General features: G+C 43.6%; 29 protein-coding genes. 28 read left to right on the forward strand and 1 reads right to left on the reverse strand.

Annotation, left to right across the window (positions count from 1 at the left end):
• Nucleotides 1–4 precede the first annotated feature (4 nt).
• Nucleotides 5–1054 carry a type 2 isopentenyl-diphosphate Delta-isomerase gene (fni, locus tag MOF34_RS14815; RefSeq protein WP_268400653.1) on the forward strand — a complete coding sequence of 350 codons (1050 nt, stop codon included), beginning with the start codon at nucleotides 5–7 and terminating at the stop codon, nucleotides 1052–1054.
• Between the two features lie 42 nt (nucleotides 1055–1096).
• Here the strand turns inward: fni and MOF34_RS14820 are convergent, their stop codons facing one another.
• A complete protein-coding gene (locus MOF34_RS14820) occupies nucleotides 1097–1228 on the reverse strand; it encodes a YpzI family protein (protein WP_268400654.1) in 132 nt (43 codons plus the stop codon).
• A gap of 77 nt (nucleotides 1229–1305) precedes the next feature.
• On the opposite strand from MOF34_RS14820, the gene MOF34_RS14825 reads away from it, so the two are divergent.
• The 27 genes from MOF34_RS14825 (at nucleotide 1306) to MOF34_RS14955 (ending at nucleotide 25411) form a co-directional block, all read left to right on the forward strand.
• Nucleotides 1306–1905 (forward strand): hypothetical protein, encoded by a 600-nt coding sequence (locus MOF34_RS14825; protein WP_268400655.1) that lies wholly within the window; start codon nucleotides 1306–1308, stop codon nucleotides 1903–1905.
• Nucleotides 1902–2795, forward strand: a complete 894-nt coding sequence (locus MOF34_RS14830; protein ID WP_268400656.1) for a YIEGIA family protein — start codon at nucleotides 1902–1904, stop codon at nucleotides 2793–2795. Before MOF34_RS14825 ends, MOF34_RS14830 begins: the two co-directional genes overlap by 4 nt.
• Entirely contained in the window at nucleotides 2792–2986 is a 195-nt protein-coding gene (locus MOF34_RS14835) for a capping complex subunit for YIEGIA (RefSeq protein ID WP_004398137.1), read from the forward strand. Before MOF34_RS14830 ends, MOF34_RS14835 begins: the two co-directional genes overlap by 4 nt.
• A 153-nt stretch (nucleotides 2987–3139) precedes the next feature.
• Entirely contained in the window at nucleotides 3140–4450 is a 1311-nt protein-coding gene (gene der, locus MOF34_RS14840) for a ribosome biogenesis GTPase Der (protein WP_003225506.1), read from the forward strand.
• Nucleotides 4451–4467: 17 nt separating this feature from the next.
• Complete coding sequence (locus MOF34_RS14845; RefSeq protein WP_019714789.1) at nucleotides 4468–5505, forward strand: NAD(P)H-dependent glycerol-3-phosphate dehydrogenase; 1038 nt, start codon at nucleotides 4468–4470, stop codon at nucleotides 5503–5505.
• 339 nt (nucleotides 5506–5844) lie between these two features.
• Nucleotides 5845–6048 (forward strand): DUF2768 domain-containing protein, encoded by a 204-nt coding sequence (locus MOF34_RS14850; RefSeq protein ID WP_003225508.1) that lies wholly within the window; start codon nucleotides 5845–5847, stop codon nucleotides 6046–6048.
• Nucleotides 6049–6069: 21 nt separating this feature from the next.
• Nucleotides 6070–6798: a hypothetical protein gene (locus tag MOF34_RS14855; protein ID WP_268400657.1), complete on the forward strand. Its 729-nt coding sequence runs from the start codon at nucleotides 6070–6072 to the stop codon at nucleotides 6796–6798.
• A 188-nt stretch (nucleotides 6799–6986) separates the two neighbouring features.
• Complete coding sequence (gene spoIVA, locus MOF34_RS14860) at nucleotides 6987–8465, forward strand: stage IV sporulation protein A (protein ID WP_019714787.1); 1479 nt, start codon at nucleotides 6987–6989, stop codon at nucleotides 8463–8465.
• Nucleotides 8466–8837: 372 nt separating this feature from the next.
• Nucleotides 8838–9116, forward strand: a complete 279-nt coding sequence (gene hbs, locus MOF34_RS14865) for a non-specific DNA-binding protein Hbs (RefSeq protein WP_003153447.1) — start codon at nucleotides 8838–8840, stop codon at nucleotides 9114–9116.
• Between the two features lie 187 nt (nucleotides 9117–9303).
• Entirely contained in the window at nucleotides 9304–9876 is a 573-nt protein-coding gene (folE, locus tag MOF34_RS14870) for a GTP cyclohydrolase I FolE (protein ID WP_019714786.1), read from the forward strand.
• A 21-nt stretch (nucleotides 9877–9897) separates the two neighbouring features.
• Nucleotides 9898–10125 (forward strand): trp RNA-binding attenuation protein MtrB, encoded by a 228-nt coding sequence (mtrB, locus tag MOF34_RS14875; protein WP_003225517.1) that lies wholly within the window; start codon nucleotides 9898–9900, stop codon nucleotides 10123–10125.
• 162 nt (nucleotides 10126–10287) lie between these two features.
• Nucleotides 10288–11043: a heptaprenyl diphosphate synthase component 1 gene (hepS, locus tag MOF34_RS14880; RefSeq protein WP_268400658.1), complete on the forward strand. Its 756-nt coding sequence runs from the start codon at nucleotides 10288–10290 to the stop codon at nucleotides 11041–11043.
• Nucleotides 11044–11049: 6 nt separating this feature from the next.
• Entirely contained in the window at nucleotides 11050–11751 is a 702-nt protein-coding gene (gene menG, locus MOF34_RS14885) for a demethylmenaquinone methyltransferase (RefSeq protein WP_268400659.1), read from the forward strand.
• Nucleotides 11752–11776: 25 nt separating this feature from the next.
• Nucleotides 11777–12739 (forward strand): heptaprenyl diphosphate synthase component II, encoded by a 963-nt coding sequence (gene hepT, locus MOF34_RS14890; protein ID WP_268400809.1) that lies wholly within the window; start codon nucleotides 11777–11779, stop codon nucleotides 12737–12739.
• 115 nt (nucleotides 12740–12854) lie between these two features.
• The gene (ndk, locus tag MOF34_RS14895; RefSeq protein WP_079287909.1) at nucleotides 12855–13304 is read left to right on the forward strand and encodes a nucleoside-diphosphate kinase; all 450 of its coding nucleotides are present in this window, start codon (nucleotides 12855–12857) and stop codon (nucleotides 13302–13304) included.
• A 236-nt stretch (nucleotides 13305–13540) separates the two neighbouring features.
• The gene (gene cheR / locus MOF34_RS14900) at nucleotides 13541–14311 is read left to right on the forward strand and encodes a protein-glutamate O-methyltransferase CheR (RefSeq protein WP_029317061.1); all 771 of its coding nucleotides are present in this window, start codon (nucleotides 13541–13543) and stop codon (nucleotides 14309–14311) included.
• A gap of 74 nt (nucleotides 14312–14385) precedes the next feature.
• Nucleotides 14386–15558 carry a chorismate synthase gene (gene aroC, locus MOF34_RS14905; protein ID WP_019714781.1) on the forward strand — a complete coding sequence of 391 codons (1173 nt, stop codon included), beginning with the start codon at nucleotides 14386–14388 and terminating at the stop codon, nucleotides 15556–15558.
• A complete protein-coding gene (aroB, locus tag MOF34_RS14910; RefSeq protein ID WP_268400660.1) occupies nucleotides 15558–16646 on the forward strand; it encodes a 3-dehydroquinate synthase in 1089 nt (362 codons plus the stop codon). Before aroC ends, aroB begins: the two co-directional genes overlap by 1 nt.
• Nucleotides 16643–17026: a chorismate mutase gene (gene aroH / locus MOF34_RS14915; RefSeq protein ID WP_019714779.1), complete on the forward strand. Its 384-nt coding sequence runs from the start codon at nucleotides 16643–16645 to the stop codon at nucleotides 17024–17026. Before aroB ends, aroH begins: the two co-directional genes overlap by 4 nt.
• A 215-nt stretch (nucleotides 17027–17241) precedes the next feature.
• Nucleotides 17242–18789 carry an anthranilate synthase component I gene (gene trpE / locus MOF34_RS14920; protein WP_268400661.1) on the forward strand — a complete coding sequence of 516 codons (1548 nt, stop codon included), beginning with the start codon at nucleotides 17242–17244 and terminating at the stop codon, nucleotides 18787–18789.
• The gene (gene trpD / locus MOF34_RS14925; protein ID WP_019714777.1) at nucleotides 18761–19777 is read left to right on the forward strand and encodes an anthranilate phosphoribosyltransferase; all 1017 of its coding nucleotides are present in this window, start codon (nucleotides 18761–18763) and stop codon (nucleotides 19775–19777) included. The genes trpE and trpD overlap by 29 nt, the downstream gene beginning before the upstream one ends.
• Nucleotides 19770–20522, forward strand: a complete 753-nt coding sequence (gene trpC / locus MOF34_RS14930) for an indole-3-glycerol phosphate synthase TrpC (protein WP_019714776.1) — start codon at nucleotides 19770–19772, stop codon at nucleotides 20520–20522. The genes trpD and trpC overlap by 8 nt, the downstream gene beginning before the upstream one ends.
• Before the next feature lie 4 nt (nucleotides 20523–20526).
• On the forward strand, nucleotides 20527–21174 hold the full coding sequence (locus tag MOF34_RS14935; RefSeq protein WP_268400662.1) for a phosphoribosylanthranilate isomerase: 648 nt from the start codon (nucleotides 20527–20529) through the stop codon (nucleotides 21172–21174).
• Nucleotides 21155–22357, forward strand: coding sequence for a tryptophan synthase subunit beta (gene trpB, locus MOF34_RS14940; RefSeq protein WP_268400663.1), 1203 nt, complete (start codon nucleotides 21155–21157; stop codon nucleotides 22355–22357). Before MOF34_RS14935 ends, trpB begins: the two co-directional genes overlap by 20 nt.
• A complete protein-coding gene (gene trpA / locus MOF34_RS14945; protein WP_268400664.1) occupies nucleotides 22350–23153 on the forward strand; it encodes a tryptophan synthase subunit alpha in 804 nt (267 codons plus the stop codon). Before trpB ends, trpA begins: the two co-directional genes overlap by 8 nt.
• A gap of 11 nt (nucleotides 23154–23164) precedes the next feature.
• On the forward strand, nucleotides 23165–24247 hold the full coding sequence (gene hisC, locus MOF34_RS14950) for a histidinol-phosphate transaminase (protein ID WP_268400665.1): 1083 nt from the start codon (nucleotides 23165–23167) through the stop codon (nucleotides 24245–24247).
• A gap of 48 nt (nucleotides 24248–24295) precedes the next feature.
• Nucleotides 24296–25411, forward strand: coding sequence for a prephenate dehydrogenase (locus MOF34_RS14955; protein WP_268400666.1), 1116 nt, complete (start codon nucleotides 24296–24298; stop codon nucleotides 25409–25411).

Genomic DNA, 25411 nt, shown 5'->3' on the forward strand with positions numbered 1-25411 from the left:
AAACGTGACTCGAGCAGAACGGAAAAGACAACACATCAATCATGCCCTGTCCACTGGCCAAAAGCGAGAAACAGGTCTAGATGATATTACGTTTGTTCATGTCAGTCTGCCCGAACTTGCATTAGAACAAGTAGATATTTCCACAAAAATCGGCGAACTTTCAAGCAGTTCGCCGATTTTTATCAATGCAATGACTGGCGGCGGCGGACAACTTACATATGAAATTAATAAATCTCTTGCACGAGCAGCTCATCAAGCTGGGATACCTCTTGCTGTCGGATCGCAAATGTCAGCATTAAAAGATCCCTCAGAGCGTGTTTCGTATGAAATCGTTCGAAAGGTTAACCCAAACGGATTGATTTTTGCCAACCTGGGAAGCGAGGCGACAGCTGATCAGGCGAAGGAAGCAGTTGATATGATTGAAGCAGATGCCCTGCAGATTCACTTGAATGTGATTCAGGAAATTGTGATGCCTGAAGGGGATAGAAGTTTTAGCGGCGCCCTGGACCGCATAGAGCAAATGTGCAGTCAGGTCAGTGTACCAGTCATTGTGAAAGAAGTTGGCTTTGGTATGAGTAAAGAGTCAGCTGGGAAGCTGTATGAAGCTGGTGTGGCAGCTGTTGATATTAGCGGCTATGGAGGTACAAATTTTTCGAAAATCGAAAATCTCCGAAGACAGCGGCAAATCACCTTTTTTAACTCATGGGGCATTTCGACAGCTGCAAGTTTGGCGGAAATCCGCTCTGCGTTTCCCACAGGCACAATGATTGCCTCCGGCGGTCTGCAAGGTGCGCTTGACGTGGCAAAGGCAATTGCACTGGGGGCCTCTTGCACTGGAATGGCAGGACACTTTTTAAAAACGCTGACTGAGAGCGGTGAGGAAGGCCTGCTTGAGGAGATTCAGCTGATTCTTGAGGAATTAAAAATGATTATGACCGTGCTGGGCGCCAGAACGATTGCTGATTTGCAAAAGGCGACTCTTGTAATCAAAGGTGAAACCCATCACTGGCTTACAGAGAGAGGGATCGATACATCCAGCTATAGTATGAGATAATTGATAAAAGCCCAAAACTTAATGAGTTTTGGGCTTTTTGTATTATGATTTTCGCTTGTTAAACCTTCCGTTTTGTTCAAGGCTTGTCGCTCCGTCATAGTGAATGGACTGGTCGCGGTCTGATTCGACTCTGCCCGAAGCTTTGAGTTTTTTCTCCTGTCTGTCTTTTCCCATGATCATGCTCCTTAATGTGAGATGGATTGTTTAAAAAATGCGCTTGGGCTCCATACTGGAATTATGGAGGAAGCAAAATGGAACAATTTTATTACTATTGGTCAATGTGGTTTCTGTGGGTCCTGACAACCTTTATTTTTGAAAAGACGAAAAGGCGATTTGCCGTCTCTGTCTTTATTTTGACTAATATTATTTTAAGCATACATAACATCACGTTATATTTCCCCCTGAATGCTGCTTATATGATGTTTTTCGTCTGCGGGTGTGTCTATGCCGGGTATTTGGGAATGTATCGTTTTCGATATCTCATGGTCTATTTGACGCTTGTTGCCGGGTATGCGTTTGTTTATCTTTTTGCATTATATGATCCGGTTTGGTTCATCATAAAACCTGAGTGGGCTGCCGTTTTATTAATAGTGTTTTTGGCAGCTTCGGTTGAAAGGGATTTCAAGAAGCAGCTTGCCTTATTTGTCTTAGGGATGTGCCAAGGTGAACTAGTGTATTCATTTGTGATCCAAAAGTTAGCGGGGACTTTGGCTGTCGGCGGCTTTCAATGGCTGAATGCCTGTTCTGCGGGAATGATATTGCTGTTTGGCATATCTAAATACGAACAGCTCGCAAGCCAGATTGGTCAAAAAAGCAAAAGATCTAACAAAGGAGCTACCAAAATGTCATGAGTGATTACATCTATCCGATTATTGCGGGGGTTATTGCGGGAGTCGCGACAAGGCTTTATATGCTCAAAACAGATTACCGTCAGTATCCGACCTATGTTCATGGGAAAGTGATTCACATTGCATTAGGGCTGATAGCGGCTGGTTTAGGGGCAATCATTATGCCGGCGCTTTTGCAGGAAGAATTTACGGCCATCACATTTTTAACGTTGGCAGCGACGCAATTTAGAGATGTCCGAAACATGGAGCGGAACACGCTGACGCAAATGGATTCATATGAACTTGTCTCAAGGGGAAGCACATATATTGAGGGAATTGCCATTGCGTTTGAAAGCAGAAATTATATCGTAATCTTTACAGCGCTTTTAACAACCTCTGCGTATGTGTTTTTATCCATTTGGGCTGCAGTCATAGCGGCTGTTATTTGTTTTTTCCTGGCAATGAAATTTATGTCAGGCAGTGTGTTGAAGGATATTGTCGACATTGAGTACATAAAGCCTCACTTTGACGGTCCGGGATTATTTGTTGATAATATTTATATGATGAATATCGGGCTTCCGGAGAAACAAGATTTGATTTTAAAGCATGGTATGGGCTTTATTTTAACGCCGAAAAACTTTAATTCAGCAGCAACGATTGCCAACTTAGGGCAGCGCCAGGCGATTTTATTTGATGTTTCCAATGTGCTGGGGGTTTATCGGGATTCAGGCGAGCCGTCTCTGACACCCATTGCAAAACGTGATTTAAATGACGGGAGAGTGGCAGTCTTTGTTCTGCCGCAAATTAACCACCCTGAAACAGCTGTTCAGATCATCAGCAATGTTCCAACCTTGGAAAACGCGATTAGAATGCCGACAGAATTTATCAAGAACCAGGATAAGGTGATAGAATGAGCGAATCTCTCACGAAAGTGATTTTGTCTGTGATCACGACCAACCGAAACCGGGCTGCAGGGGGAGCGCCTGTCTTTTTTTGCAATGACCAAAAGGAGATGGAGCTTTTCGCTAAAAATCTAGAGGCGATTCTTGATGGAATAGCGCATAGAATTGGAGATGACGTGTATTTGATCGTGAAACATTTCTAAGAATAGTTGTGATCCCAGTAAAAACTGATATAATAAATGAGTTAAGCCCTTCCTCTGAAGGGTTTCTTTTCATAAAAGTGAATGAAATGATTTTAATAACCGGTTGAAAATTTATGTAAAAATGAAAGCGGCTGGATCGAAAGGAAGGGTACTATGGGTAAACCTGTCGTAGCCATTGTCGGGAGACCAAATGTAGGCAAATCCACAATCTTTAACCGGATTGCGGGAGAAAGAATTTCAATAGTAGAAGATACCCCTGGTGTGACAAGGGATCGGATATACAGCTCGGCTGAATGGCTGAATTATGATTTTAATCTGATTGATACTGGCGGTATTGATATCGGTGATGAGCCGTTCTTAGCTCAGATTCGTCAGCAGGCTGAAATCGCCATGGATGAAGCGGACGTCATTATTTTTATGGTGAACGGCCGTGAAGGTGTAACAGCTGCTGATGAAGAAGTAGCAAAAATTTTGTACCGCACGAAAAAACCTGTTGTTTTGGCAGTTAATAAACTGGATAACACAGAAATGAGAGCGAATATCTATGATTTTTATTCGCTTGGCTTTGGCGAGCCGTATCCAATTTCGGGAACACACGGACTCGGATTAGGAGATTTACTTGATGCCGTTGCAGAGCATTTTAAAAACATTCCTGAAACGAAATATGATGAAGAAGTTGTTCAATTTTGCTTGATCGGACGCCCGAATGTCGGAAAGTCCTCACTTGTGAATGCGATGCTCGGCGAAGAGCGCGTCATTGTCAGCAACGTGGCAGGAACGACAAGAGATGCTGTTGATACGGCATTTACGTACAACCAGCAGGAGTTTGTCATTGTCGATACTGCTGGTATGCGAAAAAAAGGGAAAGTATATGAAACAACCGAAAAGTACAGTGTGCTGCGCGCGCTGAAAGCAATCGACCGTTCAGAAGTCGTTGCGGTTGTGCTGGATGGCGAAGAAGGCATTATTGAGCAGGACAAGCGTATCGCCGGTTATGCACACGAAGCGGGTAAGGCCGTCGTGATCGTCGTAAACAAATGGGATGCTGTTGATAAAGATGAAAGCACGATGAAAGAATTTGAAGAAAATATCCGTGACCATTTTCAATTTCTTGATTATGCCCCAATCCTATTCATGTCAGCCTTAACGACAAAGCGGATCCATACGCTAATGCCTGCGATAATCAAAGCAAGCGAAAACCATTCACTTCGAGTTCAAACGAATGTCTTAAATGATGTCATCATGGATGCTGTGGCAATGAACCCGACGCCGACTCATAACGGTTCTCGCTTGAAGATTTATTACGCGACTCAAGTGTCGGTGAAGCCGCCTAGTTTCGTTGTATTTGTAAACGATCCGGAATTGATGCATTTTTCGTACGAACGCTTCTTAGAAAACCGAATCAGAGATGCTTTCGGTTTTGAGGGGACACCAATCAAAATATTTGCAAGAGCTAGAAAATAAAAAGGTGTGAAGCAAAAATGAAAAAAGTCACAATGCTTGGAGCAGGGAGTTGGGGAACGGCGCTAGCTTTAGTTCTAACTGATAACGGACATGAAGTGTGTGTGTGGGCTCACCGTTCAGACTTAATTCATCAAATTAATGAGTTGCATGAAAACAAAGATTATCTGCCGAATGTAAAGCTGCCTACAACCATTAAAGGAACAACAAATATGAATGAAGCTGTTTCAGATGCAGATTTCATTATCGTAGCGGTTCCGACAAAAGCAATTCGGGAAGTGCTGAGGCAGGCTGTGCCTTTTATAACAAAAAAGGCAGTCTTTGTTCATGTCAGTAAGGGCATAGAGCCGGATTCACTCCTGCGCATTTCTGAGATCATGGAAATTGAGCTCCCGAGCGATGTCAGAAGAGATATTGTTGTTCTTTCCGGTCCGAGCCATGCGGAAGAAGTGGGGCTGCGGCATCCAACGACCGTTACTTCAGCTTCAAAGAGCATGAGGGCAGCAGGAGAGGTGCAGGATTTATTTATTAATCACAATTTCCGGGTGTACACAAACCCTGACATTATCGGCGTTGAAATCGGCGGGGCTTTAAAAAATATCATTGCCCTTGCTGCAGGAATTACAGACGGTTTAGGGTATGGTGACAATGCCAAAGCTGCTTTGATTACACGCGGGCTTGCAGAAATCGCGAGACTCGGAACGAAAATGGGCGGGAATCCCCTGACGTTTTCCGGATTGACAGGAGTAGGCGATCTGATTGTGACGTGCACAAGTGTTCATTCCAGAAACTGGCGTGCCGGCAATTTACTTGGAAAAGGGTACAAGCTTGAAGACGTTCTTGAAGAGATGGGAATGGTAGTCGAAGGTGTCCGCACAACAAAAGCGGCTTACCAGCTTTCAAAGAAATATGATGTGAAAATGCCGATTACAGAAGCACTTCATGAAGTCCTATTTAACGGACAAAAAGTGGAGACTGCTGTTGAATCTTTAATGGCGAGAGGGAAAACCCACGAGATGGAGGATCTTGTCAATACGTTTGAAAATCAAGTAAAGTAAATGTATCAATCATATGGGTGATCGCATATCTTAATTGAACGAAAGCCCAAGAAACAGAAGGACACCCAAGTCTGGGGTCTCCTGAAACATTTTGCCGATTTAGGCAATAGAGGATGCATCTGTATGCCAAGTCGCATACTATAGCATCGAAGTCCAAGAGAGTGTTTCTTAAACGTGCAGGTGAATATAGTCAAGTTGACTGAAGCGAAGGTCCCCCTCTTTGCTTCAGTTTTTTTAGTTCTATCAAAGGATGGAAAATCTGGTTGATCTTTTCCGGGGCTGTATATTAAAATTAAAAATATAACGCTTACATCATACATATCGGGGAGGCGCAGGTCATTGAGTCTGGCATTGATGAAAATGTGGTTTGCACTAGGGTCCATGGGTCTGATGTTTCTGGCTGTAGCTTCCATCTATTTAAGCCGCTTTAAGTGTCAAAACCGTTTTTTGAAGATTGCGGTTTCGTCATTCGCTTTCATGTGTATGCTCATATCTGGAATTATTGTGTTTGTCGTCGTATTCAGCGGCCCTGTCAATGAATAAAGCTGTAAAAGGAAGTGCTGTATGGGTAAACTGAAGTGCGCTATGATTTTTGCGGCAGTCGTGTTTTTATCAGGCTGTTTATATCCAAATGAGCGGAAAAGCAGTGTACATGCCATTCCTTATCAGGACCAGTTAAAGCAGGTCCAATCTGCTGTTAATGAATTTCAAAAGGCAAATGGAGGGCTGCTTCCCATTCAAACAAAAGATATGTCGACACCGCTATATCAAAAGTATCCGATAGACTTTAACCGTTTAGCGCCGAGATATATGGCTGAACCCCCAAGCACGGCATATGAAAGCGGGGGAGACTATCAATATGTGCTTGTTGACGTAGAGAACGATCCGACTGTTAAATTGATTGATCTAAAGATGGCTGAAAAAATCCGCGACGTAAAATTGCGTGTTCAAATGTACCGCCAGGAGCATCAATATCCGCCCTATAAGGATGTGCTGTCACGTGATTTATTTACACTCGATGAGAAGAAGCTTGGAGATGAAAGCTCTCTTACAGTGACAAGCCCTATTTCAGGGAATTCCTTGGCACTTATGATTGATGGAGACGGAGAAATATATGCCGATTACCGGACTGAGCTGGCTTCTTTCCTCAAAAAAAGCAAAAAAACGTTTAAACCCGGGTCTGAAATTCAGGATATGATTTGGCAAGAAACCCCCTTTGTACCTGCGTTTTCTGTGAAATATACGGTAAATGACAAACAGGAACCTGTTTTTTTAGAAAATGATATGAAATAGGAATGAACCTTTCACCCGTGCATACAAATAGGGAGAAAGGTTTTTTTATACTTTAATAGATTGAGGATGAGAAATTTTCTAAAGATGTCATATTGAAATAGGACAACGTCATACACATATAGTGTCCTGTGTTTGAATGAAAGAGTTTAATAAAATTGATAAGGATAGGAAGTCCGGGAGGGGATCACTTGGAAAAGGTCGATATTTTCAAGGATATCGCTGAACGAACAGGAGGCGATATATACTTAGGAGTCGTAGGTGCTGTCCGTACAGGAAAATCCACGTTTATTAAAAAATTTATGGAGCTTGTGGTGCTCCCGAATATCAGTAACGAAGCAGACCGGGCCCGTGCGCAGGATGAACTGCCGCAGAGCGCAGCCGGCAAGACGATTATGACTACAGAGCCTAAATTTGTACCGAATCAGGCGATGTCTGTTCATGTGTCAGACGGACTCGATGTCAATATAAGATTAGTAGACTGTGTAGGTTACACAGTGCCCGGCGCAAAAGGATATGAAGATGAAAATGGGCCGCGGATGATCAACACGCCTTGGTACGAAGAACCGATCCCATTTCATGAGGCTGCTGAAATCGGCACACGAAAAGTCATTCAAGAACACTCGACCATCGGAGTTGTCATTACAACAGACGGCACCATTGGAGATATCGCCAGAAGTGACTATATAGAGGCTGAAGAAAGAGTCATTGAAGAGCTGAAAGAGGTAGGCAAACCTTTTATTATGGTCATCAATTCAGTCAGGCCGTATCACCCGGAAACAGAAGCCATGCGTCAGGATTTAAGCGAAAAATATGATATTCCGGTATTGGCAATGAGCGTGGAAAGCATGCGGGAATCAGATGTGCTGAGTGTGCTCAGAGAGGCTCTCTACGAGTTTCCGGTGCTTGAAGTGAATGTTAATCTCCCAAGCTGGGTAATGGTGCTGAAAGAAAACCATTGGCTGCGTGAAAGCTATCAGGAATCTGTAAAGGAAACGGTTAAGGATATTAAGCGTCTTCGGGACGTAGACAGGGTTGTCGGCCAATTCAGCGAGTTTGAGTTCATTGAAAGTGCCGGATTAGCCGGAATCGAGCTTGGCCAAGGGGTGGCTGAAATTGACTTATATGCGCCGGACCAATTATATGATCAAATCCTGAAAGAAGTGGTTGGCGTTGAAATCCGAGGAAGAGATCATCTGCTTGAGCTCATGCAGGACTTTGCTCATGCGAAAACAGAATATGATCAAGTATCCGATGCCTTAAAAATGGTCAAACAGACGGGATACGGCATTGCGGCGCCTGCTTTAACTGATATGAGTCTCGATGAGCCGGAAATTATACGGCAGGGCTCACGATTTGGTGTGAGGCTGAAGGCTGTCGCTCCGTCGATCCATATGATCAAAGTAGACGTCGAAAGCGAATTCGCGCCGATTATCGGAACGGAAAAACAAAGCGAAGAGCTTGTACGCTATTTAATGCAGGACTTTGAGGATGATCCGCTCTCCATCTGGAACTCCGATATCTTCGGAAGATCACTGAGCTCAATTGTGAGAGAAGGGATTCAGGCAAAGCTGTCATTAATGCCTGAAAACGCACGGTATAAACTAAAAGAAACGTTAGAAAGAATTATTAACGAAGGTTCAGGCGGCTTAATCGCCATCATCCTGTAATACCGAAAGACCTCTTTATAGAATGGGAGGTCTTTTTTCTTTGCTCTTAATAATGGAAAAGGATCAAGGAATAGGATGAAAAAAGGAAAAAAAGGAATATTTGTTCGATAAATCACGTTAAATCCTTGACGAGCAAGGGATTGACGCTTTAAAATGCTTGATATGGCTTTTTATATGTGTTACTCTACATACAGAAATTCTTCACTTTGTTGGACAAACATTCCTCAGAGTGCAGTTTTTCTTAAAAAGCCGTTTAATTGTCTTTCTTGCCTGCTCTGATTTTTTTCTGAGACAGGTTTAGAATCAGACTGAACTGTGAAGAAATGATAATAAACGAACTGAATCTATTCCTTTTGGGAGGAGGTGAAAGGCATGAACAAAACAGAACTTATCAATGCGGTTGCAGAAGCAAGCGAATTGTCTAAAAAAGACGCTACAAAAGCAGTTGACTCTGTTTTTGATACGATCTTAGATGCACTTAAAAACGGTGATAAAATTCAACTGATCGGTTTTGGTAACTTCGAGGTGCGTGAACGTTCTGCACGTAAAGGACGCAACCCTCAAACAGGTGAAGAAATCGAAATTCCAGCAAGCAAAGTACCTGCTTTCAAACCAGGTAAAGCGCTTAAAGACGCAGTTGCCGGAAAATAATTGTGAATATAGATCGTGTATGCATCTAGCTTACATACACTTTATTTCTTCACAGAAAAGCCCCTTTCTAAGGGGCTTTTCATATTTCAAGAGCAGGGGCTTCCTGACAGGGCATTCACTTTGCTTTTAGCGGGGCATGTGTGCTAGAATCGAAATTAAATGTATTCATTGGTGGAGGACACAGAACATGAAAGAAGTTAATAAAGAGCAAATCGAACAAGCTGTTCGTCAAATTTTAGAAGCGATCGGAGAAGACCCGAATAGAGAAGGGCTTCTTGATACTCCGAAAAGAGTCGCAAAGATGTACGCCGAAGTATTCTCCGGCTTGAATGAAGATCCTAAAGAACATTTCCAGACTATCTTCGGTGAAAACCATGAGGAGCTTGTTCTTGTAAAAGATATCGCGTTTCATTCTATGTGTGAGCATCACCTTGTTCCCTTTTATGGAAAAGCACACGTTGCATATATACCGCGAGGCGGAAAGGTCACAGGGCTCAGCAAGCTGGCACGTGCCGTTGAAGCCGTTGCAAAGCGACCGCAGCTTCAGGAACGCATCACTTCTACAATTGCCGAAAGCATCGTAGAAACGCTTGACCCGTATGGCGTAATGGTAGTGGTTGAAGCAGAACACATGTGCATGACGATGCGCGGTGTCAGAAAACCGGGTGCAAAAACTGTTACTTCAGCAGTCAGAGGCGTTTTTAAAGATGATGCCGCTGCCCGCGCTGAAGTATTGGAACATATTAAACGCCAGGACTAATAAAGATAGAGGGTGCTATAAATGAACGAAAAGCATTCAAGTGATTTTGTCGTTATTAAAGCGGTTGAGGACGGAGTGAATGTGATCGGCCTGACAAGAGGAACAGACACAAAGTTTCACCATTCCGAAAAACTCGACAAGGGAGAAGTAATCATCGCTCAGTTCACAGAGCATACTTCTGCCATTAAAGTTAGAGGAGAGGCACTCATTCAAACCGCATACGGAGAAATGAAAAGCGAAAAAAAATAAGCTGGCTGTCCCCGCTGTTAAAAGCAAATGTTCGCAAACAGCGGGAGAATACAGCCAATTTCTTTTTTTTATGCTATAATGATACCTGCGTAAGTGAATGAAAAGATAAGACTTATACATAGATTAAGAATAAATGTGAATTTGGGGACAAGGGTGATATTTTTGCAAGACATCTACGGAACTTTAGCCAATCTGAACACGAAATTAAAACAAAAGCTGTCTCATCCTTATTTAGCGAAGCATATTTCTGCGCCAAAAATTGATGAGGATAAGCTTCTTCTTTTTCATGCTTTATTTGAAGAAGCCGACAAAAAAAACAACGACAGAGAAAATTATATTGTAACAGCGATGCTTGTACAAAGCGCCCTTGATACCCATGATGAAGTGACGACAGCCAGAGTCATAAAACGAGACGAAAACAAAAACCGCCAATTGACTGTTCTCGCAGGCGATTATTTCAGCGGGCTGTACTACTCTCTACTATCTGAAATGAAGGATATCTACATGATTCGGACGCTTGCTACAGCCATCAAAGAAATCAATGAGCATAAAATTCGTCTATATGACCGTTCTTTCAAGGACGAACAAGATTTTTTGGAAAGTGTCGGCATCGTTGAATCAGCTTTATTCCATCGGGTTGCAGAGCACTTCAACCTCCCGCGATGGAAAAAGCTGTCGAGCGATTTTTTTGTATGTAAGCGGCTTATGAACGGAAATGAAACATTTCTGGATGTGATCGGCAGTTTTATACAGCTGGGAAAAACAAAAGAAGAGATATTAGAAGATTGTTTTAAAAAAGCGAAAAACAGCATTGAGTCACTTTTGCCTCTAAATTCACCTGTTCAGCACATTTTATTAAACCGTCTAAAGACAATCAGCCAAGATCAAACCTATCATCAGAAAGTGGAAGAAGGGTAAACCATTATGCAGGAATCAAAAGAACAGCGCGTACATGGAGTATTTGAGAAAATATCAAAAAACTACGACCAAATGAACTCTGTCATCAGTTTTCAGCAGCATAAAAAATGGCGCGATAAGACGATGCGCATTATGGATGTGAAAGAAGGCGCCAAAGCGCTTGATGTCTGCTGCGGAACGGCTGACTGGACGATCGCTCTTGCAAAAGCAGCCGGAAAAAGCGGCGTGATTAAGGGCTTGGATTTCAGTGAAAATATGCTGAGCGTCGGACAGCAGAAAGTAAAAAACGGCGGATTCAGCCAAATTGAACTGCTGCATGGAAATGCGATGGAGCTTCCTTTTGAAGATGATACGTTTGATCATGTCACGATTGGCTTCGGACTCCGCAATGTCCCTGATTACTTGACTGTACTGAAAGAGATGAGACGTGTGGTGAAGCCGGGCGGGCAGGTGGTTTGCCTTGAAACCTCCCAGCCGGAAATGTTCGGATTCAGACAGGCCTACTTTATGTACTTTAAGTATATTATGCCGTTTTTCGGGAAGCTGTTTGCAAAAAGCTATAAAGAATATTCATGGCTTCAAGAATCAGCCAGAGAGTTCCCTGGAATGAAGGAACTGGCAGGCCTGTTTGAAGAGGCGGGCTTGAAAAATGTTCAATATCATTCGTTTACTGGCGGAGTCGCTGCCACGCATATCGGATGGAAATGAAAACACAGATGTTTGGGTGAATGATATGAAATTTAAAATGGCCTACTCTTTTTTAAATAACGATATAGATGTGATCGAAAGAGAACTTGAACAAACCGTACGTTCCGATTATCCGCTTTTAAGCGAGGCAGGTCTTCACCTGCTGCAGGCAGGTGGAAAGCGTATTCGGCCTGTCTTCGTGCTGCTTTCCGGCATGTTTGGCGATTACGATATTAATAAGATTAAATATGTCGCCGTCACTTTGGAAATGATTCACATGGCATCTTTGGTTCATGATGATGTCATTGATGATGCGGAGCTTCGGAGAGGGAAGCCGACAATCAAGGCAAAGTGGGATAATCGCATTGCGATGTACACAGGAGATTACATGCTTGCGGGATCTCTTGAAATGATGACAAGAATTAACGAACCGAAAGCCCATAGGATTTTGTCACAGACCATTGTTGAAGTTTGTCTAGGGGAAATCGAGCAGATCAAAGACAAATACAACATGGAACAAAATCTCAGAACATATCTCCGCCGTATCAAAAGAAAAACGGCGCTCCTGATCGCGGTCAGCTGCCAGCTTGGGGCCATTGCGTCCGGAGCTGATGAAAAGATTCATAAGGCGCTGTACTGGTTTGGGTATTACGTTGGCATGTCTTATCAAATCATTGATGATATCCTTGACTTTACTTCGACTGAGGAAGAGCTGGGCAAACCCGTTGGAGGAGATTTGCTTCAAGGAAATGTCACATTGCCAGTGCTGTATGCTCTGAAAAATCCAGCATTAAAGAATCAGCTTAAATTGATTAACAGCGAGACAACGCAGGAACAGCTTGAACCAATCATTGAGGAAATTAAAAAAACGGATGCGATTGAAGCATCTATGGCAGTAAGCGAAATGTATTTGCAAAAAGCTTTCCAGAAGTTAAATACGCTACCGAGAGGGCGTGCACGTTCGTCTCTTGCGGCCATCGCAAAATATATCGGTAAAAGAAAATTTTAATTTTTGTAGATATTAAGAAATTTCTCCACCCCGGATTGATTAATTATCAGAAAGATGTTACGATTTCGGTGTGCAGTGTGAAAGCCTATACATACATAATGATGGGGTGGAGAATGTGATGGAAAAGACTTTTATCATGGTGAAACCAGACGGTGTCCAACGTCAGCTCATTGGGGATATTTTATCCAGATTTGAACGTAAGGGCTTACAGTTAGCTGGTGCCAAGTTAATGAGAGTGACTGAACCAATGGCTGAGAAACACTACGCCGAACATCAAGGGAAGCCTTTCTTCGGAGAGCTCGTTGAGTTTATAACTTCAGGACCTGTATTCGCAATGGTTTGGGAAGGCGAAAATGTCATTGAAGTGACGAGACAGCTGATCGGAAAGACAAATCCTAAAGAAGCTTTGCCTGGTACGATTCGGGGAGATTATGGCATGTTTGTCGGAAAAAACATCATCCACGGCTCTGATTCTCTCGAAAGTGCAGAACGCGAGATTAACATTTTCTTTAAGAATGAAGAATTAGTATCATATCAACAGCTTATGGCAGGCTGGATCTATTAATCATTATGAAAATAAGTAACAGAGCCGGCACCATGTCATACCGCCGGTTTTCGATTTATTTTGTAAAGGTTTACATTAAAGTGAATAAAGGGTTTAATGGCAGGGTGTATCAGACTCCTGCCTTTTCTAACGATCTAAAATCAGCTGTAAAGCTGATTTTTTTATTGAAAGAATACAATTTCCTGATAAAACAAGCTATACTAGGACGAAAAGACCGCGAGACTGGGAGAGTAGAGATGGATACATACAGCGTATTTACAACGAAGTGGAAACAATTGACTGGAGTCGATTTGACATTATATAAAGAAGCACAAATGAAGAGAAGGCTGACGTCGCTTTATGAGAAAAAGGGGTTTCAAAGCTTTAAGGACTTTGCGGCGGCCTTGGAAAAGGATCATGCCCTCTTAAATGAAACATTGGACAGGATGACGATCAATGTTTCAGAATTTTATCGTAATTATAAAAGATGGGAAGTTCTTGAGACTGCTATTCTTCCGTTAATCAAGCACTCTAAGCCTTTAAAGATATGGAGTGCCGCATGTTCGACAGGAGAGGAGCCTTATACGCTTGCCATGCTTTTGGATCAGCAGAAAGATCTTCCCGGCTTTCATATTTTGGCGACTGATATTGATGAAAAAGCATTGGATAAAGCGAAAAAAGGCGTCTATCAAGAGCGGTCTTTACAGGAAGTGCCTTCATCTGTGAAAAATCGTTATTTTACTCAAAACGCAAATAGGAGTTATGAAGTAAAAGCGGAAGTCAAAAAGAATATTACATTCAAAAAGCACAATCTACTAGCTGATCGTTATGAACAAGACTTTGACTTAATTGTGTGCCGAAATGTATTTATTTATTTTACAGAAAGCGCGAAGGAAGAGCTTTATTTAAAAATGGCACATAGCTTAAAAAAGAATGGAGTCCTATTTGTCGGCAGCACCGAGCAAATCTTCAATCCGGAAAAATTTGGCCTGGCTCCAGCCGATACTTTCTTTTATCAAAAAAGATAGACTGACTTTTTGCTGAAAAATATGTTATAGTAGTTTTACTTAAAAGCGTTAATGTGATGAAGGGAGAAGAAGTCATGAGATATTTAACAGCCGGAGAATCACACGGCCCCCAACTGACAACCATTATTGAAGGAGTGCCTGCCGGGCTTTATATAACGGAGGAAGATATCAATTTTGAGCTTGCCAGACGCCAAAAAGGCCACGGCCGCGGCCGCCGCATGCAGATCGAAAAAGACCAGGCCAAAATTATGAGCGGGGTGCGTCATGCACGAACACTCGGTTCACCAATTGCTCTCGTCGTTGAAAATAATGATTGGAAGCATTGGACAAAAATCATGGGCGCGGCTCCAATTACAGAGGATGAAGAAAAGGAAATGAAGCGCCAAATTTCCAGACCGAGACCTGGACACGCTGACTTAAACGGTGCGATTAAATATAATCACCGTGATATGAGAAATGTGCTTGAGCGCTCTTCAGCGAGGGAAACAACTGTCCGAGTGGCGGCAGGAGCTGTCGCTAAAAAGATTCTTTCTGAGCTCGGCATTAAGGTGGCAGGTCACGTATTGCAAATTGGCGCAGTTAAAGCGGAAAAAACAGAATATACGTCAATTGATGACCTGCAGCGTGTAACAGAGGAGTCTCCGGTCAGATGCTACGATGAAGAAGCGGGCAAAAAAATGATGGCTGCCATTGATGAAGCGAAGGCCAACGGAGATTCCATCGGCGGAATTGTAGAAGTCATTGTCGAGGGAATGCCAGTAGGCGTGGGCAGCTACGTCCATTATGACCGCAAACTGGACAGCAAGCTTGCTGCTGCTGTTCTGTCAATTAACGCATTTAAAGGTGTGGAATTCGGCATCGGCTTTGATGCAGCCGGAAGGAATGGAAGCGAAGTCCATGACGAGATTATTTGGGACGAAGAAAAGGGTTATACCCGCGCTACAAACAGACTCGGTGGACTGGAAGGCGGCATGACGACAGGAATGCCGATTGTTGTCCGCGGAGTCATGAAGCCGATACCGACTTTGTACAAACCGCTGAAAAGCGTAGATATCGAAACGAAAGAACCGTTTTCTGCCAGCATTGAACGTTCAGACAGCTGTGCAGTGCCTGCGGCAAGTGTAGTAGCTGAAGCGGCTGTCGCATGGGAAATTGCGAACGCAGTCGTTGAACAATTCGGCTTAGATCAAATCGACCGCATTAGAGAAAATGTAGAGAATATGAGAAAATTGTCGAGGGAATTTTAATGAAAACACTGCATGTTCAAACCGCTTCCTCGTCGTATCCTGTTTTTATCGGACAAGGCATCAGAAAAGAGGTTTGCGAACTATTAAACTCTCTAAACAGGCCTTTAACACGGATTATGCTTGTCACAGATGAAGAGGTGGACCGCCTGTATGGTGATGAAATGCTTCATTTGCTGCAGGAAAAATGGCCCGTGAAAAAAGTGACGGTGCCGAGCGGAGAGCAGGCGAAATCCATGGACATGTACATAAAACTGCAGAGTGAAGCGATTCGTTTTCATATGGATCGCTCCTCGTGCGTCATCGCGTTCGGTGGCGGTGTTGTAGGAGATCTTGCCGGTTTTGTGGCTGCCACTTTTATGCGCGGCATTGATTTCATCCAAATACCTACAACGCTCTTGGCGCATGACAGTGCAGTTGGAGGAAAGGTAGCCGTGAACCATCCGCTCGGAAAAAATCTAATCGGTGCGTTTTATCAGCCGAAGGCCGTGCTCTACGATACAGACTTCCTGCGTTCTTTGCCTGAAAAAGAGCTTCGATCCGGAATGGCAGAAGTGATTAAACACGCTTTTATCTATGACAAAGCGTTTTTGGAAGAGCTGCTGAATATCCGCTCACTGCGTGATATCACCAGTGATCAGCTGAATGACATGATTTTTAAAGGGATTTCAATAAAAGCATCTGTCGTTCAGCAGGATGAAAAAGAAGAGGGGATTAGAGCTTACTTAAACTTCGGGCATACGCTCGGCCATGCCGTTGAGGCTGAATATGGATACGGACAGATCACTCACGGTGATGCCGTAGCCCTCGGAATGCAGTTTGCTTTATATATAAGCGAAAAGACAGCGGGCTGTGAAATGGACAGGAAACGTTTGGTCAGCTGGCTAATAAGCCTGGGCTATCCAAATCAAATTAAAAATGAGACGGAAACCTCGGTTCTATTGGACCGTATGATGAATGATAAGAAAACCCGCGGCGGGAAGATTCAGTTTATCGTGCTCAACGAATTAGGAAAAGTTGCTGATCACACATTTTCCAGAAATGAACTTGAGAGCTGGCTGAACAAATGGCGATTGGAGGAGACATCATGATGATTCGCGGAATACGCGGAGCAACTACAGTTGAACGAGATACTGAAGAAGAAATTCTACAAAAAACTAAACAGCTGTTAGAGAAAATCATAGAAGAAAACAAAACAAAACCGGAAGATGTTGTTCAAATGCTTCTTTCGGCGACACCTGATTTGCACTCCGTTTTCCCGGCAAAAGCTGTCCGTGAGCTTTTAGGATGGCAGTATGTGCCGGTAACCTGTATGCAGGAAATGGACGTAACCGGCGGTCTGAAAAAATGCATCAGAGTCCTTATGACCGTCCAGACAGATGTTCCTCAGGATCAGATCAGGCACGTATATTTAGAAAAAGCCGTTGTATTAAGACCCGATTTATCATTGACAAAAAATACTGAATTGTAATACGATAGGAACAGCTTAGAAATACACAAGAGTGTGTATAAAGCGATTAAATGAGTTGAGTTAGAGAATAGGGTAGCAGAGAATGAGTGTAGTTGAGCTGAGACATGTATGTTTATTCTACCCAAAAGAAGCCTTTCTTTTGGGTTTATTTGTTATATAATGTTTTATCCTCTCATGCCATCTTCTCATTCTCCTTGCCATAAGGAGTGAGAGCAATGTATTTCCAATCCAATATTTCTGCATTTTTACAGGACAGCTTGTCCCACCACACCATACCGATTGTGGAGACCTTCACAGTCGATACGATGACACCCATTCAAATGATAGAGAAGCTCGACAGGGAGATTACGTATCTTCTTGAAAGCAAGGATGATACATCCAATTGGTCAAGATATTCGTTTATCGGCCTGAATCCATTTCTCACGATTAAAGAAGAGCAGAGCCGTTTTACAGCTACAGATCGGGACGGCAGATCTCATTACACAGGAAATGAACTTAAAGAAGTTCTGAATTGGATGAATAACACGTACAAAATCAAAACGCCCGAGCTAAGCATTCCTTTTGTAGGTGGAGCTGTCGGGTACTTAAGCTACGATATGATCCCGCTGATTGAGCCTTCTGTTCCTCCGCATTCAAAAGAAACGGGAATGGAAAAGTGTATGCTGTTTGTTTGCCGGACATTAATTGCATATGACCATGAAACCAAAAACGTCCACTTTATCCAATATGCAAGGCTTAATGGAAAGGAAACAGAAAACGAAAAAATTGATATATTTCAACAGAATCATCAAGAGCTTCAAGCTCTCATAGAAAAAATGATGGATCAAAAAAACATAAAAGAACTGTTTCTCTCTGCTGATTCATATAAGACACCCAGCTTTAAGACAGTCTCTTCTAATTATGAAAAACCAGCTTTTATGGCTGATGTAGAAAAAATAAAAGAATATATAAAAGCCGGTGATATCTTCCAAGGCGTTCTGTCACAAAAATTTGAGATTCCGATAAAATCAGATACCTTTGAGTTATACCGGGTGCTTAGGATCGTTAATCCTTCTCCGTATATGTATTATATGAAACTCCAAGACAGAGAAATAGTCGGCAGTTCTCCTGAACGTTTAATCCACGTTAAGGACGGGCACTTGGAAATCCATCCGATTGCCGGTACGAGAAAACGAGGCGCTGATAAAGAGGAAGATGAAAAACTCAAAGTTGAGCTGCTGAAGGATGAAAAAGAAAAAGCGGAGCACTACATGCTCGTTGATCTTGCCCGGAACGATATTGGCAGAGTAGCAGAATATGGATCTGTTTCTGTTCCGGAGTTCACAAAAATTGTCTCCTTTTCCCATGTCATGCACATTATTTCGGTGGTTACAGGCCGATTGAAAGAAGGGATTCACCCTGTCGATGCACTGATGTCCGCTTTCCCGGCGGGAACTTTAACAGGTGCTCCCAAAATCCGTGCCATGCAGCTGTTGCAAGAGCTCGAGCCAACACCGAGAGAGACATACGGCGGCTGTATCGCCTACATCGGATTTGACGGTAATATCGACTCTTGTATTACGATTCGCACCATGAGTGTAAAGAACGGTGTTGCATCGATACAGGCAGGTGCTGGAATTGTTGCGGATTCTGATCCGGAAGCCGAATACGAAGAAAGCTGTAATAAAGCCGGTGCGCTGCTGAAAACGATTCATATTGCAGAAGACATGTTTCATAGCAAGGAGGATAAAGCTGATGAACAAATTTCTACAATTGTGCGTTGACGGAAAAACACTTACTGCCGATGAGGCAGAAGCGCTGATGAATATGATGATAACAGAGGAAATGGCGCCTTCTGAAATCGGCGGCATATTGTCTATTCTGGCTCATCGGGGAGAGACGCCAGAAGAGCTTACGGGCTTTGTGAAAGCGATGCGGGCACGCGCTCTTACAGTAGATGGACTTCCTGATGTTGTTGATACATGCGGAACCGGAGGAGATGGTATTTCCACTTTTAATATCTCAACGGCATCAGCAATTGTTGCCTCAGCAGCAGGGGCAAAAATCGCTAAGCACGGCAATCGCTCTGTCTCTTCTAAAAGCGGAAGCGCTGATGTGTTGGAGGTGTTAGAGGTTCCAATTCAAACCACTCCCGAAAAGGTCAAAAGCAGCATTGAAGCAAACAACATGGGATTTCTTTTTGCACCGCTTTATCATTCGTCTATGAAACATGTAGCGGGTACTAGAAAAGAACTGGGTTTTAGAACGGTATTTAATTTGCTCGGGCCGCTCAGCAATCCCTTGCAGGCGAAGCGTCAGGTGATCGGGGTCTATTCGGCTGAAAAAGCTGGATTGATGGCAAGCGCACTGGAGTCGTTTCAGCCAAAGCACGTTATGTTCGTATCAAGCCGTGACGGTTTAGATGAGCTTTCAATTACAGCACCGACCGACGTGATTGAATTAAAGGAGGGGGAGCGCCGGGAATATACTGTTTCACCGGAAGCTTTCGGTTTCACAAAGGGCAGACTTGAAGATTTACAGGTGCAGTCACCAAGAGAGAGTGCTTGTCTCATTCAGAATATTTTTGAAAATAAAAGCAGCAGTTCCGCTCTATCTATTACTGCTTTTAATGCAGGGGCTGCGATATACACGGCGGGGATCACCGCCTCACTGAAGGAAGGAACGGAGCTAGCATTAGAGACGATTACAAGCGGAGGCGCTGCCGCGCAGCTTGAACGACTAAAGCAGAAAGAGGAAGAGATCTATGCTTGAAAACATCATGAAACAAAAGAAAGAAGAAGTAAACACACTGGTCCTGCCGGAAGAGCAGCCTTTCGAAAAACGTTCATTTAAAGAGGCGCTGGCAAGCCCGAATCGGTTTATCGGGTTGATTGCTGAAGTGAAGAAAGCGTCGCCGTCAAAAGGGCTTATTAAAGAGAATTTTGTCCCTGAGCGGATTGCAAAAGACTATGAAACTGCGAAAGCAGATGCGCTTTCCGTTTTAACAGACACCCCGTTTTTTCAAGGGGAAAACAGCTATTTATCAGACGTAAAGCGCGCTGTTTCGATACCTGTACTCCGAAAAGATTTTATTATTGATTCTCTTCAAGTGGAGGAGTCCAGAAGAATCGGCGCGGATGCCATATTATTAATCGGCGAAGTGCTGGATCCCTTACACCTTCATGAATTATATCTAGAAGCAGGTGAAAAGGAGATGGACGTGTTAGTCGAGGTCCATGATGCAACAACGCTGGAACAAATATTGAAAGTGTTCACGCCTGATATTCTCGGCATAAACAACCGAAACCTAAAAACTTTTGAAACCTCTATTATGCAGACAGAACAAATCGCATCTCTTGCCCCGAAAGACTCATTGCTTGTCAGCGAAAGCGGAATCGGTTCTTTAGAACATGTAACATTTGTCAAAGAACATGGAGCACGAGCTGTGCTTATCGGTGAATCATTGATGAGACAAACGTCACAGCAAAAAGCAATCCATGCTTTGTTTGGGGAGTGAGGATGTGAAGAAGCCGGCATTAAAATATTGCGGCATACAGTCACTGCAGGATTTGCAGCTAGCAGCAGACTCGCAGGCTGATTATTTGGGCTTTATTTTTGCTGAAAGCAAACGAAGAGTATTTCCGCAAGATGTGAAAAAGTTGCTGAGTCAAGGTTGTGTCGAAAAACAGGTTGCAGGGGTTTTTGTTAATGAGTCGATAGAGACAATATTACGAATTGCCGACGACTTGAATCTCAATGTTATTCAGCTCCATGGTGATGAGGAACCTGCGGATGCCAATGCGCTTCGCATGCTGACAGATTGTGAAATATGGAAGGCGCTTCACCATCATGAGAACACAACTCAAGAAATAGCACGTTTTAAAGATGATGTTGACGGCTTTGTGATTGATTCATCTGTCAATGGGGCAAGAGGGGGCACTGGTGTTGCTTTTTCTTGGGGCTGTGTGCCGGAATACCAGCAGGCCGCTATAGGCAAACGCTGTTTTATCGCAGGCGGCGTGAATCCGGACACTATCACAGACTTAATGAAATATCACCCGGCAGGAATTGACCTTGCCAGCGGAATCGAAAAAAACGGACAAAAAGATCAGAATCTAATGAGGCTTTTAGAAGAAAGGATGAACCGATATGTATCCATATCCGAATGAAATAGGCAGATACGGTGATTTTGGCGGAAAGTTTGTTCCGGAAACACTAATGCAGCCTTTAGCAGAAATTGAAACCGCATTTAGAGAGGTCAAGGATGATCCTGCTTTTCGTAATGAATATGACAAGCTGTTGAATGACTATTCCGGTAGGCCGACTGCACTCACGTTCGCTGATCGCGTTACTGAGTATTTAGGCGGCGCAAAAATTTATTTGAAACGAGAAGATTTGAACCATACAGGGTCTCATAAAATCAATAATGCGTTAGGTCAAGCGCTGCTCGCTAAGAAAATGGGAAAAACGAAAATCATTGCTGAAACCGGTGCCGGTCAGCACGGTGTGGCCGCGGCAACAGTCGCAGCCAAATTCGGCTTTTCCTGCACTGTGTTTATGGGCGAGGAGGATGTTGCCCGCCAGTCTTTGAACGTTTTCCGCATGAAACTTCTTGGAGCGGAGGTTGTGCCTGTTACAAGCGGAAATGGCACATTGAAGGATGCCACAAATGAAGCGATTCGGTACTGGGTTCAGCATTGCGAGGATCATTTTTACATGATTGGATCAGTTGTCGGACCGCACCCTTATCCGCAGGTGGTCCGAGAATTTCAGAAAATGATTGGAGCAGAAGCGAAGAATCAGCTGAAACACATTGAAGGCAATCTGCCTGATAAAGTAGTGGCGTGTGTAGGCGGAGGAAGCAATGCGATCGGCATGTTTCAGGCGTTTTTAGACGAAGATGTTGAACTGATCGGCGCTGAAGCAGCTGGAAAAGGAATTGACACTCCTCTTCATGCCGCTACTATGTCAAAAGGAACCGTAGGCGTAATTCACGGTTCATTGACTTATCTGATTCAAGATGAGTTCGGGCAAATTATTGAGCCTTACTCCATTTCAGCAGGGCTCGACTATCCCGGAATCGGTCCGGAGCACGCATATTTGCATAAGAGCGGCCGTGTCACTTATGACAGTATCACAGATGAAGAAGCGGTGGATGCGTTAAAACTCTTGTCAGAAAAAGAGGGGATTTTGCCGGCAATCGAATCTGCCCATGCGTTAGCGAAAGCATTCAAACTCGCCAAAGAGATGGATCGCAATCAAACCATTCTCGTCTGTTTATCAGGACGGGGAGATAAGGATGTCAACACGTTAATGAATGTATTGGAAGAAGAGGTGAAAGCGCATGTTTAAATTAGATCTTCAAGCATCAGAAAAATTGTTTATCCCGTTTATTACAGCGGGAGATCCATCGCCTGAGGTTTCGGTTAAACTGGCGAAGTCACTCCAAAAAGCAGGCGCCACGGCACTGGAGCTTGGTGTTGCATACTCAGATCCGCTTGCAGACGGTCCGGTGATCCAGCGTGCTTCAAAGCGGGCGCTTGATCAGGGAATGAATATCGTAAAGGCAATCGAATTAGGCGGGGAAATGAAAAAAAACGGAGTGAATATTCCGATTATCCTCTTTACGTATTATAATCCTGTGTTACAATTGAACAAAGAATACTTTTTCGCTTTACTGCGGAAAAATCACATTGACGGTCTGCTTGTTCCGGACCTGCCTTTAGAAGAAAGCGCCAGCCTTCAAGCGGAATGCAAAAACCATGAGGTGACGTATATTTCTTTGGTTGCGCCGACAAGCGAAAGCCGTTTGAAAACCATTATTGAACAAGCCGAGGGCTTCGTCTACTGTGTATCTTCTCTAGGTGTAACCGGTGTCCGCAATGAGTTCAATTCATCCGTGTACCCGTTCATCCGGACAGTGAAGGATCTTAGCACTGTTCCGGTTGCTGTCGGTTTCGGTGTATCAAACCGCGAACAGGTCCTGAAGATGAATGAAATTTGTGACGGTGTCGTAGTGGGAAGTGCGCTCGTCAGAAAAATAGAAGAGCTAAAGGACCGGCTCATCGGCGCTGAAACGAGAGATCAGGCGCTGCAGGAGTTTGAAGATTACGCAACGGCGTTTGGCGGCTTATATAGTTTAAAATGAGGTGACTGGATTTGCGTATCAAAGAACATTTAAAACAGCTGAAGCCTTATCAGCCAGGTAAGCCGATTGAAGCAGTGAAATCAGAATATGGCTTGGATAAAGTTGTGAAGCTTGCTTCAAATGAGAATCCGTACGGCTGTTCAGAAGCTGCAAAAGAGGCGCTTCAACATGAGATTCAACAGCTTGCGCTTTATCCGGACGGGTATAGCGCGGCTTTGCGGGCAAGGCTCAGTGAGCACCTCAATGTCAGTGAAACATCACTTATTTTCGGAAACGGCTCAGATGAAATCATTCAAATCATCTGCCGGGCATTTTTAAACGATAAAACCAACACGATAACTGCTGCCCCGACTTTTCCGCAATATAAACATAATGCAGTCATTGAAGGCGCTGAAGTTCGTGAAATTGCACTTCGTCCTGACGGCTCTCATGATTTAGATGCCATGTTAGAAACGATTGATGAACAGACACAAGTCGTTTGGATATGCAGTCCGAATAACCCGACTGGCACTTATACTTCAGAAGGGGAATTACTCGCATTTCTGGAGCGCGTTCCTTCTCATGTCCTCGTTGTTCTTGACGAAGCATATTATGAATATGTAACAGCTGAGGATTACCCGGAAACTGTGCCGTTATTAAACAAGTATTCCAATTTGATCATATTGCGGACATTTTCAAAGGCTTACGGTCTGGCTGCGCTCAGAGTTGGATACGGAATTGCTGACGAGGGCTTAATTCGCCAGATTGAGCCGGCGAGAGAGCCATTTAACACGAGCCGTCTAGGCCAGGCTGCGGCAATCGCAGCACTTGATGATCAAGCGTTTATTGCTTCCTGTGTCGAGCAAAATAAATCAGGCCTTCAGCAATATTATGATTTTGCGAAGACTCATGGTTTAAAGTGCTACCCTTCACAGACAAACTTTGTGTTAATTGATTTTAACTGCCCTTCCGATGAACTGTTTCAGGCTCTGCTGGAAAAAGGCTATATTGTCCGGTCAGGAAATGCATTAGGTTTCCCGACATCACTCCGGATTACGATCGGAACAAAAGAGCAAAATGAAGAAATCCTTGCAATCTTAGCTGAAATTTTATAAGAGGTGATCAAATATCACCTCTTTAGTCTATAAACCAGGTGATGACGTATGAATCAATTGAGAGATACAATATTGCTCGCCGGTCTCGGATTGATAGGCGGTTCGATTGCGTTAGCGATCAAAAAAGAGCATCCGGGCAAACGGATTATCGGAGTCGACATCTGTGATGAACAGGTAGTAGCCGCATTAAAATTAGGTGTGATAGATGAGCGTGCTGATTCGTTTATTAGCGGTGCAAAAAAGGCAGCTACAATAATCATTGCCACACCTGTTGCGCAAACCCTGCTTATGCTTGATGAACTGGCTCATTCAGGAATTGAACATCAGCTTTTGATTACCGATGTAGGAAGCACAAAGCAAAAAGTAGTTCATTACGCTGAGCAAGTGCTGCCTGGCCGCTACCAATTTGTCGGAGGGCATCCGATGGCGGGTTCACATAAATCAGGAGTGGCCGCTGCGAAGGAATTCCTGTTTGAAAATGCATTTTATATTTTAACGCCAGGCCAGAAAATGGACAGACAAGCAGTAGAACAATTGAAACACCTGCTGAAGGGGACGAATGCCCATTTTGTGGAAATGTCACCAGAAGAGCATGATGGCGTTACAAGCGTGATCAGCCATTTTCCACATATTGTCGCAGCAAGCCTCGTTCATCAAACTCATCATTCGGAAGAACTTTATCCGCTTGTTAAGCGTTTTGCTGCCGGCGGGTTCAGGGATATTACAAGGATAGCATCGAGCAGCCCGGCAATGTGGCGGGATATTCTATTACATAATAAAGATAAAATCTTGGACCGTTTTGAAGAGTGGATTCGTGAAATTGAGACAATCCGGACATACGTAGAACAAGAAGATGCCGAAAATCTATTTTGTTATTTTAAAACGGCCAAGGATTATCGCGACGGACTGCCGCTTCGGCAGAAGGGCGCGATACCTGCATTTTACGATTTATATGTGGATGTTCCCGATCATCCCGGTGTGATTTCCGAGATAACGGCTATCTTAGCTGCGGAGCGCATCAGTATCACGAATATCCGGATTATTGAAACACGAGAAGATATTAACGGAATTTTAAGGATCAGTTTTCAGTCTGATGACGACCGCAAACGGGCAGAACAATGCATTGAAGCCCGGGCGGAATATGAAACTTTTTATGCTGATTGA

It is taken from the genome of Bacillus sp. T17B1 (assembly GCF_026796395.1).
GTDB lineage: Bacteria > Bacillota > Bacilli > Bacillales > Bacillaceae > Bacillus > Bacillus spizizenii_A.